Below are 16822 nucleotides of genomic sequence, written 5' to 3' on the forward strand. Positions count from 1 at the left end.
AAAACTATAGAAAGGAGGTGAAATATGAAAGTAATTAGAAAAATCCTTTATTGGTCAATCAAGTTTTTGAAGAGTAAAGTTGCTGTCATCATGGCGCTTTTAGCATTAATTGGTGTTGGTGTTAGTCAAAAGGCGAGTGCATCAAGTAGCAATTATAATTTTGCGACCGTTTTTCAGTACTATATGCTGGATAATCGTGCTGACAATGTTAAAGACCAAAGTCAAAATAAAAAATTAGCTTATGTTGCTCCCTTGGGTTCTGGTGGTATTACGGGTTCATTTTCATATGATGATATCGTTAATTCTGCACCTAATGTCTCAGGAGCAGATTATACTGCTGAAGAATTTGTATCTATGATGGCAACTTACTCAACATTTAAATATTTTTCTAACAGAGTACAAGGCTTTGAAAGCATAATGCAATATATTGGTCGCTCTTTGCTAGTTATATTAATACCAATTTCTTTAATCATGGATTTTGTTAATATGCTGGTTCCAGCTCTGTTAAAGATATTAGCCAAAATCAACATTATTCCATTTTTAGGTTCTGTTTTGACAAATATGACTATCAATTCAGGAATGATGGGTATTTTAGGACTGTCTAAAGAGACAGTAAGTACTTGGGTAGATGTACTTTTAGCCTTAGCTATATCGTTTATCTTATTCTCCTTGTTTATGACCTTACGAAAAGGGAGCGGTAATATTGATCAACATCATTTTAATAAACTTAAGGGGCGAGTATTCACACTGCTATTTTTACCTGTAGTAATAGGCGGTGGGGCAACCCTTCTTAATACTATTGGTGATATGACAAATAAAATGCCGTCAGTTACAACTGATTTTACTAGATACTTAGTAGATGATAGAAGCTGGGCATATAATTACAATTTTGCTCCTCTAGGTAATTCAAGTAAGGAATCAGACATCAAGCCAAGTAATAAAAGCTCATTCGTAGATTTGGATTTTGACCCTTATACAGATAACGGAGCACAAAGAATTGAACAAATCAATAAAAATAGCTCTATTGCTGGTGATGGTACATTATTCAAAAATACATCACTATTGCTTGCATATGTGACGGGTCAAGCCTTTACTGCGAATGATTATATTGATTTTTCTGGATCTGAGCAGTCTATGCACCTGTTAAATCAGACTGGCGGAAATCCAACATATGGTTCGTATTATGAATATGCTAAAAATTTTGGTGTTAAAAATATTTTAGATGTAAACAATGCTTACTATCCTTCAGGTGGTAAGTCAGGTGTTAAAGATGATCAAAGCGGTCCTTACAAATCAGCTATTGATGATTATAAGATCGGTAAAGATGGAAACAGCTTAAATACTTCTCCATATACTGCGTGGAGAGACCGATTTATTTATGGTGTTAAAAAATCTGGTAATCTAGACAAATACTATGGTGAAACACCTAGTCAAGAAATGGTCAAAAACCAAGTAGGTGGTCATAAAAATGGTACTGTTCCGTCAGATCAATCTATGTTTCTGATACTATCTACTATTTTTAACGAAACTGGTGGTCGATATTACATTGATGCGCCAGCTCGTGGTATGTATCAAATGAAAGGCCAATTTGATAGTAACCGTTCAGATTACTATGTTGTTTCAATGATTGGTAATCCATTCTTTACAGTTTCAGGGATGCTTACACAACCTATGATTACATTAGTAGTGATGGTTGCATTGGTAATAGCACTTATGTCAGTTGGCATATTGGACATGAATATCAGTCCTTTAGTAGTTGCATTTAAGGCAATGGTATCTGGCGACATTGAATATGATTTGGCATTTTTGTTCTATTCATTAGGTATTGCAGGAACAATGATAATGTTTGCAATTATGCCATCCTTAGTAACTAAACTTATTACGGGTATATCCAAACTAATTGTCAATGCTATTCCTGTGGCGGCTGGTGTAAAAGTCACTTCACCACAGCAATCACTAGCTATGAATGGTACTCCAATGCTTATTCAAGGCTCTGTTGGTTTGGCGTTTGGTATTCTATGGCTTAAATCGGAGAAATTTAGAAACTATCTAAATGAGTTCTTCTGTTATCCATGGAATTGGGCTAAAGCTGCCGGTATCAGACTTGAACATTCTGCTAACCAAAATAGTTATGCTATTAAAGCTCAAGCTATGAAAACTCGTGAACGTGTTAAGAATTTAATTGGTGGCGGTGATTTGATGAAAAAAGCAAATCGTGCAGATGGTAAATTACAGAATTTGGCAAATAAGACATTAGGTAAACTGATACCTAAAGATGATATGGACCCAGATAATGTACCAGAAGAAACACCGACTACAACAAGTACTCATGAAAATGAAATACCGCAAAATGGCTCTTCAACTACACCTACTGGTCGTCGTAAGAAGCCTAAGACACCAGAAGAAATTAAGCGAAACGGTCAATTTGATCGTATCGACAAAGACTTATCTGCTGTCCAAGGTAATCCTAAGACTTCTAGACCAACAGTTGATAAACTATTAGATGCTCAAAAAGCTGTTGATGAGTTTAGAAAGAAGCCTAATGAAAAGAACTTTGCTTTAGCTAAAGGTCGCTTAGAAGCTCTGAAGAAACAGATGGTTGCTGAAGGTGCTCCTAAGAAAGATATTGCAAATGTTGATAAAGCTGTCAAGGAACTTGATGACTTAGGTAAAGGTTATGGTATCAACCCTGATAAAGTTAAAACAGATAAGCCGGTTGAATCTGAAAACGTTGAAACTAAGGATAATGATGATTCTAAAATCCATGTTCAACCATCTGGTAAATTTAAAGATGCACAACCTGTTCAAACCAAGAAGCCTGAAATCAAAGACGCTGAAATTAAATCAGCACCAACTAACAAGATTAAGGGTGCACAACAAGCTATGGATACCTTCCAGAAGAAGCCAACCGCACAAAATTATGCTACTGCTAAAGGTCAATTAGAAAATTTGAAGAAGCAGATGATTAAAGACGGTGCTCCTAAGGAGGATATTGCTAAGGTAGACAAGGCTATTAAAGGTCTCGATGATTCAGCTAAAGAGCATGGAATTGATCCTAATAAGGTTGAAAAACCAGTTGAATCTCAACATAAACATACACAACCTGTTCAACCTAAGAAAACTGAAATTAAACCACAATCAACCAAAGCTACAACTCTTAGGGGTGCACAACAAGCCATGGATACCTTTAAGAAACAACCTAATGCTGAAAACTTTAACTCTGCAAGAGATAAGTTAGAAGGATTAAAGGCTCAAATGGTTAAAGGAGGTGCTCCTAAAGAAGATATCGCCAAGGTAGATAAGGCTATCAAGACTTTAGATAATGCTGGACAAAAACATGGCATTGAACCAATCAAACCAACTTCATCTGCTAATACTTCATCTTCTGCTCCTACTGAGTCAGAACATCAACAAGTTACTCATAAGACAGAAAACCTGGGTAATAGCCCTGAAGCACCAAAGACTACTACAATTAAGTCTTCTGATGTTCAAACCACTAATCGTACCAGTACGCAAAGTAAGAACCATATTTTAAAGGAGGCGCATAAACACGAACAAATTGTAAATAATAAAGATGTCGTCAATAATTCTAAAGCAGTTGATTCTGAGGATACTAATTCTGTTGTTAAGAATACTAAACACGTAGTAGATAACTTAGAAACTCGTCATCAATATAGACCAGTTGTAAATGTTACTGATACTAAAGAAACTAACAGAATTGTTAAAAATATTGTCAGTGATCCTGAAGTTCATAGAACCACTCGTTATGTGAATAACAACCAAATCAAGAGCGTTGTAAGTTCACTAGGGAATGCGGCAAAAGACGAGCGTGTTGTAAAGCCGCTCAAACAACTGTATTCAAGTCAAAACATTTCTGATGTTAAACATAGTATTAGAGCATTACAAAAGTCTGTAAGAGCTTTAGATTCAAATACAAAGAAACAAATCAATACTAAGAATTTGATCAATGATTTGTACAATTTACAAAACAAGAATAAGTTTGGAGGAAATAAATAATGGATTCGTGGATTAAATCAGTTGCTAATAATTGGCTTGGCTGGATTCTTCTGATTGTCGGAGCAGGTTTGATTGCTGTTGCTGCTATTGACTTATGGAGAGCTTTGCATAAAGATACAAAGGAATGGGGTAAAGCATTTATTGGTATCGTAATTGGTATCATTGGTGCTATCCTATTTACTTGGAGTGCAAGCGGTCTTATTGGATTTGTATCAAATAAGAAAGACTCCATTCCTCATCAATAATTAGTTAGTTATAAATTGGAGAGCAGAAGATGAATGAAATTTGGCAATTAGGAATTTCAATTTCACATGCTGCTCCAGAAGGAATTACTGAGTTAAAAAAAGCTGCACAAGAAAAAGGTGTTCATTTTTTCGAAAAAGATGAGCGCCTTTTTGTTTATCCAATTGATGAAGAACTACTTAATTCAGTTGGATTTGCGCTGGGAACTGATGATACACGTTTAGAACTAATGTGGATCAATACACAAAACCATGCTATTAAAGAAAGCGACATATCTGAAAAAATTACAAATGTTGATTTCTTTAATAAAACTTGTCAGATTTTTGATTTACCAAATGTTCTTAGTTTTATTCAAAATAATAATGAAATTATAGAACAAGAAAAAGAAAGTATTTCTGGAGAAGCTCCCGAACCGGTGACTAATCAAGAAACGGTTCAACCAGAAAGTTCAGATATTCAAGACAACGAAGATATTATTCCGGATATTCCCACATCTTTCGAAGATGATGAGGATTTAGAAGAGGATATTTCTAAGTTTGAAAAAGATGAACCAGATAGTGAAGTTGTAAAAAATACTATTAACAATGTTCCTCAAACTCCTTCTGTTTCTGAGGATAACGAAGATGAAGATGATGATCCATTTTCACTAGAAGATTTATCTAAAGGATTTGAAGATGAGGAAGATGTAGAAGAAACCAGTGATCCTCCGAATACGGAGGACCCACTTATGCAAGCAGCGATTGAAATCTTTAATAAAAATACTATTGGAGATGTGCTACCGGAGTTTGATACTCAAGCCAAGAACTTGATAAATTCAGATATCGTTGAAGCTCAAGACAAAGTAAATACTGCTAAGAAACAAGCAATTGATAGTATTTATCAATCATTAAAGAACAATCATGATAAAGAACTAGATCAAGCACTTGAAACAGAAATCGCTCAAGCTAAACAATCTCACGAAGGCAATATATCTCAAATCAAACAAAATCAGGATGCCGAGATAGATAAAATTGCTGATGAAGAAAAGAAAGCTTATGAGGATAAAAAGCATAAAGCTGGTCAAGCTGCATTACAAGATTTTTATAGAAAATATGATGCTGAACACCTCGATGAATTAAACAACATCATTGCATCTAAGTCTGAAGTAGTAAAAAAGAACACTAAATCTGAAATTGAAATTGAAAATCAGAATCTAGATGATTACATTGAAAAGGTTAAGAAATCTATTTTCAATCATGTTACCGAAAATCCTGAGATTGATAATATTTTAGATAGCTTTAGACAAGTACTTGATAATCAAAAGCAACGCTTGCTAGAAGAAATAAAAAATGCAAAAACCGAAAATAAAGATTTAAAAAAAAAAGTAGCAAGTCTTGAGAACGCCGCTGAGATAAGCAAGCAAACCTTTGATGCAAGAGTTAGTGCTGAAGTTGCTGAAAAAGTTAATCAACAAACTCATAAATATAAGCTTCAAGTTGAAGACGCAGATAATAAACGCAAATCTGCTGAAAATACAGCTAACGATTGGCGACAACAGTATGTTGAGCAAAAGGCTAAAAACGATACTATGTTGGAAAAGATTAATTCTTTGAATGAAAGAATAACTAATATGCAAGATGTTCAAAGATTTGCTCCGATGCAACAACCTGTCGTACAGCCAACACAACCTCAAGTACCATCTCAACCGCAGACTACAGAAGTTGTAACTAGACAATCTAAAAATAATGAACATTCAAATAAATGGATAAAAATTCTAGGTATAGCAGCATTGGTTGTAGTATCTGTTGGATTTACAGGAACAACTACAGCTTTAATAATGAATAATCATCAATCTACTGCTCAACAAACTCCTACAGTTACCCAAACTGATAATGGAAGTTCATCAGAATCGTCAGATTCGACACCTAATACTTTTACCTATACGACCAAAGACGGTAAAAAATATGTAGTAACCAAGGATGATGATCATAGTGGACATTACACTGATGATAAGGGGGTCACTCACACGGTTATTTTCAATCAAAAATAATGGAGGATATGTGGTATGGATGAAATATATGTAGTTTCAGATGTTGATGAATCCGAATTGGAAAGTACTCCTAAAGATGCAACTTTCAAGAAAAACAAGAAACAAGTAAAAAAAGAAAAGAAGGTGTTTGCTCCTCTAAAAGGAAATGTAGAAAAAAAGCAAAGTAGTTATGAATTAACGCAATTACCTCAGGCTGGAAGTAACGATACAGACAGTGCTAATTTAACATTAGCCGGTATTGGTTTGATTTTTACAGTTATCATTTTTATAATTGCTCACTTTAAACTAGGTGCTAATAATGGCTAGATTTAGTGACTTTTCAGGTAATAGAACTAATTTAAGGGCTAAAGCTATTAATCAAATAAAACGTGTTGGGGCAATCTCTGAACATCTAGGAGCTTTAGGTGATTTCTTAGTAACAACCTGGGGTGGTCTCTTGATTGCTGTAGCTATATTAGGAGTCGGTGTAGTAACGATTTTTCTAATTGTAAAAGCTGCAGATGTTGCTATACTTGCACAAAATATCATTCCAGCTATTTTTATGGCAGTGGGGATTGTACTTCTAGCTTTAAATGCTGCTTTAACTAACCCTGTTCAAGGTAGTCAAATAATAGTTAGTGCTAAATTCCTTCGTAACCGTATTAATAGTTGGGGAGTCAAAGGTAAACGTCATCAAGAACAATGGTGGCGTTTTTTAGATGATAAAAATGATATTGTTGAAACTAATTATAAAAATAAATATCACTATCTAGCGGTTTATAGCATTCGTGGCATAGTCAGTCCGGTAACTTTCGATAATGATCTAGAAGATGCGGCTAGAGCAGATAATAGCTTATTGCTAAATATTGAAAGTAATACAGTAGTATCGACAGTAGTTAGTGTTGATCAAACTACTGTGAAGAAAAAGCAATTGCCTTTAAATGCTACACCGGCTATGAGGAAAAAACGTGATTTGCAATACTCTTTAACATCTAATCTTCCTAATAATCAACAGATTAAAACCATAAATGTTATTGATGCTCCTTCGGTGACTTTATTAAGAGAAAGAATTAAGAACCTTGAAGCAGCTTATCAAAAAGGGCTAGTCATTGGTTATCAAAGACTTCATGATGAAGAGTTACAAAATTCGTTTAAAGAAATTTTTGGTGAAGGGAGGACATAGTGTTTGGTAAAGTAAAATTTAGAAAACATAGTAAACGTAAAGTAAAAGAAAAAACTCCTAAAGCTAAAAAGAAGAAACAAACAGATTTCAAAGGTACTACAGGTTTTATGTATCCATTTGGTTATATAGATACTGATGCTTATATTTTCTTAGGTAGAAAAGTTATGGCAGTATTCGATGTAGTATTTCAATATGGTACTAATCGTCCAGCAGGTGTTGGTTGGGTAAATAGACTTATTCCTAGCGATTATTTGAAAAGTGGAAAAGTTCTATTTATTCAACGTCAAAGAGGAGTTGATAAAACTACTCAAGATGATATTACTCGAAAAACTATGTCATCTAGTTTAGCTACTATGTCTTCATCAACTGATGGGGATGCTAAAGAAATGGCCAAAAATTCAGCTCGTATTGAAGATATTCGTTTATCTGCTGGTTTGGCCAAAAATGATACTATGATTGATTCAGATATTTTATTGATAGTTCGTGCTAATTCTCCTAAAGCTGTAGAACAAGTAATCTATGATTTAAAAATGGATTACAAAAATGATGGTATACGTGGTGTGATGATAGTACGTAGAACTGGTGAGCAATTAAAATCCTTGAGAGAATCATTGATTTCAGTTCATGGTGATCATTATCACAATACGGATATGTCTACAGTTGCTGCAGGTCGACTGTTTTTACCTTCTGTTGGTTTTTCAGATTCGCATGGTGTTATGGTTGGTAATGATATTCATTCGCTGATAAGACGTAATACAGCAGTAATTGATTTTAGTGATATTAAAAATGCTGTTGTTTACATGGGAGATGTACAACCATTTGTCTCTATAGGTGGATATGAAGGTGGTTCCTTTATGCAGAATGGAGGAACGGCTATTGCTCACGTAATTGCAGATGGTAATTATCTTAACGGTGGTAGAACTCATCATATAGTTCTTTCTCAAAATGATTATCGAACTACTGATAGTCTAGTATTCGATATGCGAGAAGAAGCTATCAATCCTTTTGAAGTCTTTGGTAGTCCGGAAACTGTTGAACAAGATGCTAATGCTAATTTTGATAAAGTAACAACAATGCTATTAATGGCAGCTGGTGCTGAGAACAATGATTATATTAAGCAACACTTAAAATCAGAATTACGTAATTGGTTTATTTATAAAGCCAAAGGTAATGGTATTTATACTGATGATCCTGAGCATGAGCCATTGAAGGCACAAAGAATTTTGGCTACAGAAAATCATGATGATTATCCTACACCTCATGATTTTTTGCTGAACATGCATAACATGGTCGCTAGTGCATCTAATTCCAGTCCCGATGAGCGTAGGGATGCCAAATTGATGTATGAAACGTTGCAAACATTAGTCACGTCGTATCCATCTATTTTTAGAAAAACAACTACTCTACCTAATGTGTTTAAAGCTAAAGATAGAAATATCTATTATGATTTATCACATTTAGGCGAGGATCCTATGTTGACATCTATTACTTTTTTAAATGTTTTGGCTTATGTGACACATAGAGCATTACCTGGTGAAACTATTGTTGTTGAAGGATTAGACAATGTTAAATTACCTATTGAAAGTTTGATACCTTACAAAGAAAGAATGACTAGTAAAGGAATTAACTTAATCAGTGTGTTTGAGCATATAAAAAATCCAGTCAATCCTATTAGTTACGAAAATTTTAGTGGTAGGTTGAGTCAACAAGACATGATTGTATTAGGAGGAATTACTGAAGAGGACGCTCAAAATTTCAGTAGCTCTTGGCAACAAGCCTTACCTCAGACGGTTGCGACACAACTTATTCAAGCAAATGATGGTATCCTCTACTTTTATCGTAGGCGAGACCACATTGGTGCCTTGATTGATACACATCTCATTTTGTAGAAAAGGAAGTAGAATATGGAATTAAGTGCGAAAAGCGTGTCGCTTATAGCGACATGCTTTTTATTAGCGAACGTTGCAACTATCTTATCTACTGAGCATGTATCTGCAAATTTTGAAGGATTTACAAGTAGATGTATTCAAGATAAAAGTTCAACTACCAATTCGGAGAGTTCAAGTGATATGAGTATTACTGACTCAGGTGCAATCGGATCATGGACTAAAAAAGGTACTAAAGCGTATGATACGGCAAAAAAAGTTTTTATGTATTGGGTAGAAAAAGGAATGAGTGGAGTTCAAGCAGCTGGAATTGTTGGTAATATTGGAGGTGCTGAAGATAAAAGTTTTGTATTGGACCAAAAAGAGTATGGAGGAGGAGGGGGAGGTTTGTACCAGTTTACCCCGTATAGTAAGTATTTGAATGGATCTGATGGATCTTGGTCAGTAAAGAGCCAAGGTGACTTTGTTATTAAGTCAGAAAAGGGGACAGTTACTGCGTATATGTCTCAGGCAAAAAGTAGTACTCCAGGAGAAGCAGCGATTGCATGGATGAATCTCTATGAGCGACCATCTGAACGAGCAAAAGAAATTTCTTCTCAAGATAGAAAAGACGCTGCTGAGAAAGCTTATCAAATTTTTGGTGGATCTAAGTTTTCAGGAAGTAGTGCTTTATCAGGCAATCTTACTGCAATTAACAATGCTGTTGCTAACAAGGACGCAGAAAATAATCCTTGTGCCAAAGTAGAGGAGTCTAACAATGATGGTAATATTCTTAAGATTGCTAAATCTTTATTGGGTTACTTTACTTATGGTCAAATACACGGTGTTTCTAACATTGGGTCTGTTGATCATCCTGATAAAGACGGTGTTACTGATTGTTCTGGATTTGTTTGGCTAGTCTTAGCTAAAGCAGGATATAAAGTACCTGCTGATATGCAATGGTACACTCGTACGATGCAAGATGATGCGGAAGGTTCACACAAATACTTGAAGAAAATTTCATCAAGTGAAGCTGGTCCTGGAGATGTTGTAATTGTTAATACTGGTTCAGGTGGAGGCGATGCAGGACACACGGCTATCCTAGAAGAAAAATGGAAAGGTAATAAGACAAAAGTCATTCAACAAACTAGTGTTAAACACGGGGTTAGTGAAGGTACTTTCCATGATTCATTCTTAAGCTTATTAGAAAAGGGTGGCGAGCCATTTTTTGCTCGTCCAATCAAAAAATAATGGTTAAAACATATGGAAAGAAAGATAGATTTTAAATGGATAGGGGTGACGTTTTTAGTTGTTATTGCTATTTTTTTTGCTGGCTTTTTCCTGGTGGTCAAGTCTAATGGTCAAACTTCAAGGCTACAATCAGAAATACGACAAAATGAAGCTGAAACTTTAAGTTATCAAAATAAAACAAAAAATCTTTCAGTAAAAAAAGAACTGCAAAAAATGAGCGATGATGGCATTAACGTTCAGTCCTCTCTTAAAGAAGTAACAAAGAAAATACAAACGGCAATTTCACTTACTTACAATGTTTCTGAAACAGGAAGTAAAAGTGAATATAAACAATTGTCAAAAGCCTTACCAAAGTTAGTGGGTAAAGAATTTAGTTCTGAGCTTATTCAATTAGATAAACCAGTTGTTAATCAGTCTGGAAAACAAACTTTTCCTCATGGAAAAACGACTGATGTATTGATTACGTTTGGTAAATATAATTACAGCACTACTGCGGTTCCCGTATATATCGTGGTTGATTATGTGTCTCCTGAATTACAAGATTCAAACTCAAAGACTATTCCTGGACAAGATTTATTTGTTTTAAATTACGATATCAAGAAGAACTCTTTGAAGTTAGAACAATATATGAAAGGAGCAACGAATAATGAATAAAAAAAGCTCCGTAGTACAAATAATATTAGCAGTGCTAAGTGTTGCAGTAATTGTCTTTTCAATTTACGGTGTCGTAAATGTTTATCATTCACGTGTTGCATTGCTTAAACAAGTAAATCAAAGTAGCACTCAGCTTAAAGCTGCACAAACAGCATATAAAGATAAAGTACAAGCAATTTCTAATCAAACGATTGTAGAAGCTAAATCTAGTAAAGACCCTGCGGTTAGAAGTGTTGCAGTACAAAATACCAACTATGACAAGGTAACTAAAGTATCTAATCAATTTTTTAGATACTATTACACTTGGGGAAATAGTAAAACTTATTTAGCTCGAAAGAATAAAGTTAAGGATATTACTACTGCAAGTATCAGAAATAACAAGAGCATTTTTGATGACGGTAAAGATTCAACTGGTGGTAACTTTATCAAGAGTTTAGGATCACATTCTGAGTTTGATAAAGCTAGTGCTTATATGACACAAAATAGTGGTTCTACAGTTCAAGCTTTAGTTAAGGTAGTTAATACCGGCTGGACTACAGATACAGAAGATAATCCTGGACAATCGACTCACTACTATGATTTAACTTATGATCTTAAAACTAATAAGATTTCTAATCTAAAGTTGGTGTTTACCGAAAAGAGCGATGATAGTGATGACTAAGCTTAATCTTTACTATCTAAAGCTAAAAGGGCTTTATAAGGAATATGAAGATACAATTCATGCTGGTATGATTTTATGGTTAGGGATATTCATCGTGCTTTTTGGCATAGGTTTTATTAGACAAACTCATGCCGTAAACATGCCTAATAAATATTCTGCTGCTGTAGTAAGTACTGAAAAAGGTATGAAAACAATCAAGTCTGATTTCGCTAAAAAACAGCCCTTTACGCTGGTTTTGTATCGACCTGATTGCTCGGCTTGTCAAAGTGTTGAAACACGTCTGATGAAAGATTATTGGTATTCTAAGCAACAATCTAAAGTAGATCACATAATGTTGAATGTGAATAAACTTGATGAAAAGAATAGAAGTGAATTATTGCAATTGGTGCCACAAATTGCTGTTGATGGTGATAAAATTCCAACACCTTTGACGGCAAATGTACAACCAACCAGTAAAACTCACGCAGTCGTAAAAGATATTAGCAAAGATAATAATCCCTCTAAGTTTGAAAAGGTGTTGAAAAACAGCAAGAATTTGGAGGAACATTAAATGATTGAACTGCTTTTAAGGGTAGGGATAATTTTAACAGCGCTTGTGATTTCACAAGCGTTTTTTAATACATTTCTTTACCGACAACCAAGAAATTGGGGAAAAATATTAATCGTCACTATAGCGGTGATTGCCACCTGGCTAACAGCCATCCTATGTTGGATATTGGTAAACTTCTTACCAAAAATTCCAGTGTTAGGTAATATAGTTGGCTTTATAGATGCTCCGTTTAAAGCATTCTATGATTATTTACCCAAAATTTTGGGAATTATTTGGTTTGTTTTACCAATCGTTGTTGTTTGGATCATATTTCTCATTAAAGGAGGCGTTGCCTATCGAAAAATAAGGAAAGCATATTTTGATTTTATTGAAAAGCATGGAACTGCAATCAGCAGTGAACCTGATGTGGTCGTAGCTAATGATGAAAGTACAAATGAAGTATCTAAAAGTCCTGAAGCTAAAATTCAAGATTCTGAAGAGCATATTCCTAAATTGATATTTGACTCTGAATTACCACCTCAAAAATATTTTTTAGATGGGAAAGTCAAAACTGTACCGTTTGAACATCGTACAGTAAAAGGAATTGCTAAAGCTCTTCCCTTGGCTAAAACGGAACTGTTGTTAGGAAAAACATTAGACGGGTATGTGGGAATATATGAATCTAGAAAAGGTTATCGTCAATTACAAAAACTTTTTTCTGAAAACAGTATTGATATCACAAATGTAAAGGCTAGTCCCTCAATAGTTTTCTTTACTTCAAAAAAAGTAAAGAGCATGGGCTTAAAGGAATATGTAATGAAATTAAGGCAGGTGAAGAGAAATGACTCCTAAAATACTTCATGCAATATTTTATTGGATCTTGCCTTTATCAATTGCTTTAGGCTGCTTCTTTATATTTCTTCATTTTGCTCATAGAAGCTTTGAAAAAGCAGATGTTGACCGTATTTGGAAAGTAACTGTCAAGGTAGGAATTGGATTAGGTATTTTAGCAATAATTTATGCTTTATTTACCTATATTCCATTTTTGCATCAGATAGTACGTTTTATTCAATTGTGGGGACACAGACTATTAAAGCTTGCATTTATTGGAAAGATCTTACAAAGTATCTCAAAATTCTGGCACCTCGTAATAAAATTTATCTCAAGTTGGTTACCAGTATATTTGAGAGCCTTTGTTTTGATTTGGATACCTGCAGGCTATATCTGGGTGCAAAGCTTGATTTGGCGTATCAAGTTCAGTAGAGCAGCTAACATAATTTGTAGAGTTGTAATTTTTTATCCATATCTTTGCTTTAAATATCTTTTAGGTTATCAAACACCATTCTTTGATTACATTCAGACGAAACTGTATGTAGCAAAAATCAAGGAAAATGTAAGTGATAGTTACTTTGAAGCGCTGCAAGGAATAGATGATACTGGTAAGCCTTTTGACAATGGGCAAGGTGGTACCGAACGTATTCAAAAAATTAAAGCTGCAGCTATTTCAATGAGACAAACACGAGCAACAGTAAAAACAGCACATGGTGTGCGACATGCTCAACTAATCATTAGAAATTCTCGAGAAGTTGCAACGGATCAAGTTATTGAACAGCAGTTAAAAGGATTAGGATTGAGGCTATCTGCTCCAAGTATCAGATTCCAAAAGGATCCTGTTCTTAATACTGATAAAGGTGGTTATATTTTTGACTCTGATGTTCAATACAACGCTAGTGATCAATTAGGTTCTTGGCAGGCTATCTTCTTTAATCCATTCAGTAATGAACATAAAATTTCTACTGGTGGTGAAGGTAGCTGGGAAGCTATTAAAAAGATGTATCGAGGTATGTTGAGTTACTTTATTCACTTAACTCCAGCAGCTTTATACGAACGTATGACTGCAATTGCTAAGAATAAATACACTCCAGATACCTCATCTACAACTGCTAAGTACAAGGCTCAACAAAACTTAGATTTAAGTGTTGTTCCAGAACCTGTTGATCCTGATAGTGGTGAAACTGTTGCAATGTTAAAAGATAAGGCTCTTAAGGCAGCCCATGACCGAATAAGTGATGTAACTGATGCTTTGATTAGATACAAAATCAATGTCAGTTTTAATGATGTTGAAGTTGGTGGTAATACTGCAGTTTATCGCTATACCTTATCAAGATCTGCAAATATTCCAACTGATTGGAAGAGGATTCAAGAAGGTTTGGCCAACTTGTTAAAAACTACTGATATTCCAATTATTAGAACTGAAAAAGGTAATTTGTTAGTCACAATGGTCAACGGTGTTAATATTCCAGTTGACTTTAGAGAAATGATCAAGAAACGCCCAAAGGGGTTATCAGAAATTATTTCTGGTGCTGCTGGTCTAGATGCGATGGGGAATGTCATTGACTTTGTATTAGGTGATAAAAATCCTCACGCAATGCTTTTTGGTAAAACTGGTACTGGTAAGACCGTATTGATCATGGATATTCTTTATTCAATCATGAGCGTTACCGACCCTAAGCATTTAAGGATTGCTTATATTGACGGTAAAGGTAACTCGTTTGAATTTATGAGAACTGATAATCCTAATGCACCGTCTTATCACCCTAATCCTTTTGTTTATGCTCAACCTGCGGATGGATCTGGTGATATTGAATATGCTCGTGCACTCGTTCAGCACATGGTTAGAGAATGTCGTAGAAGAATTGACTTATTCAAACGTAGAGGGGTCTCAAAGTTAGCCGAATTTAATAAAAAGTATCCGGATGAAGCTTTATATGAAATTTTGTTTGTCTGTGATGAATTTTCTGCTTTGACTGATACTGATGATCAATTGAAGGCTAGTGAACTAGCTGACAAGGGTATGACTGATGCATTTGAATACTTAGCCAAAATGGCTAGATCTGTTGGTATTCGAATGATTTTAGCTAATCAGACTGCACGTAAAGAAAAAGTTCCTGGTAGAATTACGGCCAACATTACTGGACGTATTTCTTTAGGGGTGGCTGAGCCGATCGAATCAGATATTGCATTGCCAGATTCCAACGTTGCAGTTAACTTGATTACTCAACCTGGTGAATTTTATTCAGCAATGCATGGTGCAAGAAATGTTCAACATGGTAATGCACCATACTTATCAGATGATACGATGTATGCCTTAAATGACTCGTTAGAAAAGAGATTTGGACATCATGACTATGTTTTCACTAGAGAACAAATCATGAAAGAAATGGACGATGATTCAGAAGATAGTGGAGCAAATGATGAAAGTTATGCTAAGCCTAATAATATTCCGACAGTAAAAACTCCTGTAGATGAATTGATCAAGATAATTGACCATTATCCAGAATGGGCGGTAGCTAACCCTAATCTTGAAGCTTTCACTGATAATGAAGAATTTTTCAATTCTACTCCTAATCAAAGTGCTGAAAAACGTCAAAAAGTTGCTCAAGCTTTGAGAGAAGCTCAAGGTAAAGCCAAGATGATCAGAGCAGCTAATATTGCTCAAACACGTAAAAGTGCTGGTAGTAATGTAGCTGCAATCACACATGGTGTAACAGGAGATAAATTATGATGGTAGATATTTTCGGACGGCAGTACAGTCAACTGATACCGTACGAAAAAGCATTGAACAGATTTCTACATTATCTTAATTTTGCTAAAGAGGGTCCAACTCCTGTTTATGAAGTGGTATCTTTCAGAATAAATAATCTTGATGGTATCAAATTAGCATTAGGTCAGGTTATGAAAGGTGCAGTTGTTTGGCAACATACTGATAAATGGCATACTGCAGCAATTTATATTAAAAAAGGTGAAGGACGTAAATTTAGCAGAGAAATCATCAATCTGTTTTCACACGGAGTCGATAATGTAGCAGCTTTTCAAAAAGCGTGGGTCAAAGAAAATGGTAGATATGAATGGGGGGTGTTTCCAAAGTTTCCTGGAAGTTATGCAAATGGAGTTAGAAGACAACAAGAAAGCTACATTGTAGCTGCTATGAATTATCCGGAAAATAAAAACTCTAAAATTCCAGGATCTTTTAAAAAGAACCAAGTACATAGAACTCACTTAATTAGTGCACAAATTACAGGTATTGAAAGTCAAAAAGGATTATTGATTGATTTTGATGGTTGGTTGAACACTAATTTGATGAATCAATTTGAAATTAAAATCTTAGACTTAACAGAAAAGCAAGATGTTGTTTGGACAGCTAATGTCTGGATTCCAGAAGATAATCATTTGCACTGGAGATACTCAATGTATGACAAAGATTACCGATTGATTGCTGAACAAGAATGGATTGATGATCGTTGGGTATATGTTTGGCACTATGATGATGGACAAAATAAATTAACAAAAAACGACTACACACTTAAGTAGTCGTTTTTTATATGTTCAAAATTTTAAAGAAAAGGATTAA

The 16822-nt window shown here is 34.8% G+C and carries 13 protein-coding genes; all 13 read left to right on the forward strand.

Annotated features, from left to right (window positions below; translation table 11 throughout):
- Positions 1–24 precede the first annotated feature (24 nt).
- The 13 genes from HDR40_RS09575 to HDR40_RS09635 are packed head-to-tail and all read left to right on the forward strand — an operon-like array spanning position 25 to position 16782.
- Positions 25–4017 (forward strand): hypothetical protein, encoded by a 3993-nt coding sequence (locus HDR40_RS09575; RefSeq protein WP_290628522.1) that lies wholly within the window; start codon positions 25–27, stop codon positions 4015–4017.
- On the forward strand, positions 4017–4262 hold the full coding sequence (locus HDR40_RS09580; protein WP_290628523.1) for a hypothetical protein: 246 nt from the start codon (positions 4017–4019) through the stop codon (positions 4260–4262). Before HDR40_RS09575 ends, HDR40_RS09580 begins: the two co-directional genes overlap by 1 nt.
- Positions 4263–4291: 29 nt before the next feature.
- Entirely contained in the window at positions 4292–6289 is a 1998-nt protein-coding gene (locus HDR40_RS09585; protein WP_290628524.1) for a hypothetical protein, read from the forward strand.
- Between the two features lie 15 nt (positions 6290–6304).
- Positions 6305–6595, forward strand: a complete 291-nt coding sequence (locus tag HDR40_RS09590) for a hypothetical protein (RefSeq protein ID WP_290628525.1) — start codon at positions 6305–6307, stop codon at positions 6593–6595.
- Complete coding sequence (locus HDR40_RS09595) at positions 6588–7451, forward strand: hypothetical protein (RefSeq protein WP_290628526.1); 864 nt, start codon at positions 6588–6590, stop codon at positions 7449–7451. Before HDR40_RS09590 ends, HDR40_RS09595 begins: the two co-directional genes overlap by 8 nt.
- On the forward strand, positions 7451–9340 hold the full coding sequence (locus HDR40_RS09600; RefSeq protein WP_290628527.1) for a hypothetical protein: 1890 nt from the start codon (positions 7451–7453) through the stop codon (positions 9338–9340). Before HDR40_RS09595 ends, HDR40_RS09600 begins: the two co-directional genes overlap by 1 nt.
- A 15-nt stretch (positions 9341–9355) precedes the next feature.
- A complete protein-coding gene (locus tag HDR40_RS09605) occupies positions 9356–10567 on the forward strand; it encodes a phage tail tip lysozyme (protein WP_290628529.1) in 1212 nt (403 codons plus the stop codon).
- A 45-nt stretch (positions 10568–10612) separates the two neighbouring features.
- Positions 10613–11221: a hypothetical protein gene (locus tag HDR40_RS09610; protein WP_290628141.1), complete on the forward strand. Its 609-nt coding sequence runs from the start codon at positions 10613–10615 to the stop codon at positions 11219–11221.
- On the forward strand, positions 11214–11882 hold the full coding sequence (locus HDR40_RS09615; RefSeq protein WP_290628143.1) for a hypothetical protein: 669 nt from the start codon (positions 11214–11216) through the stop codon (positions 11880–11882). Before HDR40_RS09610 ends, HDR40_RS09615 begins: the two co-directional genes overlap by 8 nt.
- Positions 11872–12432: a hypothetical protein gene (locus HDR40_RS09620; RefSeq protein ID WP_290628145.1), complete on the forward strand. Its 561-nt coding sequence runs from the start codon at positions 11872–11874 to the stop codon at positions 12430–12432. Before HDR40_RS09615 ends, HDR40_RS09620 begins: the two co-directional genes overlap by 11 nt.
- Positions 12433–13263, forward strand: coding sequence for a hypothetical protein (locus HDR40_RS09625; RefSeq protein WP_290628147.1), 831 nt, complete (start codon positions 12433–12435; stop codon positions 13261–13263).
- The gene (locus HDR40_RS09630; protein ID WP_290628149.1) at positions 13253–15976 is read left to right on the forward strand and encodes an FtsK/SpoIIIE domain-containing protein; all 2724 of its coding nucleotides are present in this window, start codon (positions 13253–13255) and stop codon (positions 15974–15976) included. Before HDR40_RS09625 ends, HDR40_RS09630 begins: the two co-directional genes overlap by 11 nt.
- On the forward strand, positions 15973–16782 hold the full coding sequence (locus tag HDR40_RS09635) for a hypothetical protein (RefSeq protein ID WP_290628150.1): 810 nt from the start codon (positions 15973–15975) through the stop codon (positions 16780–16782). The genes HDR40_RS09630 and HDR40_RS09635 overlap by 4 nt, the downstream gene beginning before the upstream one ends.
- The last annotated feature ends 40 nt before the right edge of the window (positions 16783–16822 follow it).

It is taken from the genome of Lactobacillus sp. (genome assembly GCF_014803895.1).

Coding starts and splice junctions, on each gene's coding strand:
- HDR40_RS09575 (WP_290628522.1), top strand. CDS start 25: ATGAAAGTAATTAGAAAAATCCTTTATTGGTCAATCAAGTTTTTGAAG.
- HDR40_RS09580 (WP_290628523.1), top strand. CDS start 4,017: ATGGATTCGTGGATTAAATCAGTTGCTAATAATTGGCTTGGCTGGATT.
- HDR40_RS09585 (WP_290628524.1), top strand. CDS start 4,292: ATGAATGAAATTTGGCAATTAGGAATTTCAATTTCACATGCTGCTCCA.
- HDR40_RS09590 (WP_290628525.1), top strand. CDS start 6,305: ATGGATGAAATATATGTAGTTTCAGATGTTGATGAATCCGAATTGGAA.
- HDR40_RS09595 (WP_290628526.1), top strand. CDS start 6,588: ATGGCTAGATTTAGTGACTTTTCAGGTAATAGAACTAATTTAAGGGCT.
- HDR40_RS09605 (WP_290628529.1), top strand. CDS start 9,356: ATGGAATTAAGTGCGAAAAGCGTGTCGCTTATAGCGACATGCTTTTTA.
- HDR40_RS09615 (WP_290628143.1), top strand. CDS start 11,214: ATGAATAAAAAAAGCTCCGTAGTACAAATAATATTAGCAGTGCTAAGT.
- HDR40_RS09625 (WP_290628147.1), top strand. CDS start 12,433: ATGATTGAACTGCTTTTAAGGGTAGGGATAATTTTAACAGCGCTTGTG.
- HDR40_RS09630 (WP_290628149.1), top strand. CDS start 13,253: ATGACTCCTAAAATACTTCATGCAATATTTTATTGGATCTTGCCTTTA.
- HDR40_RS09635 (WP_290628150.1), top strand. CDS start 15,973: ATGATGGTAGATATTTTCGGACGGCAGTACAGTCAACTGATACCGTAC.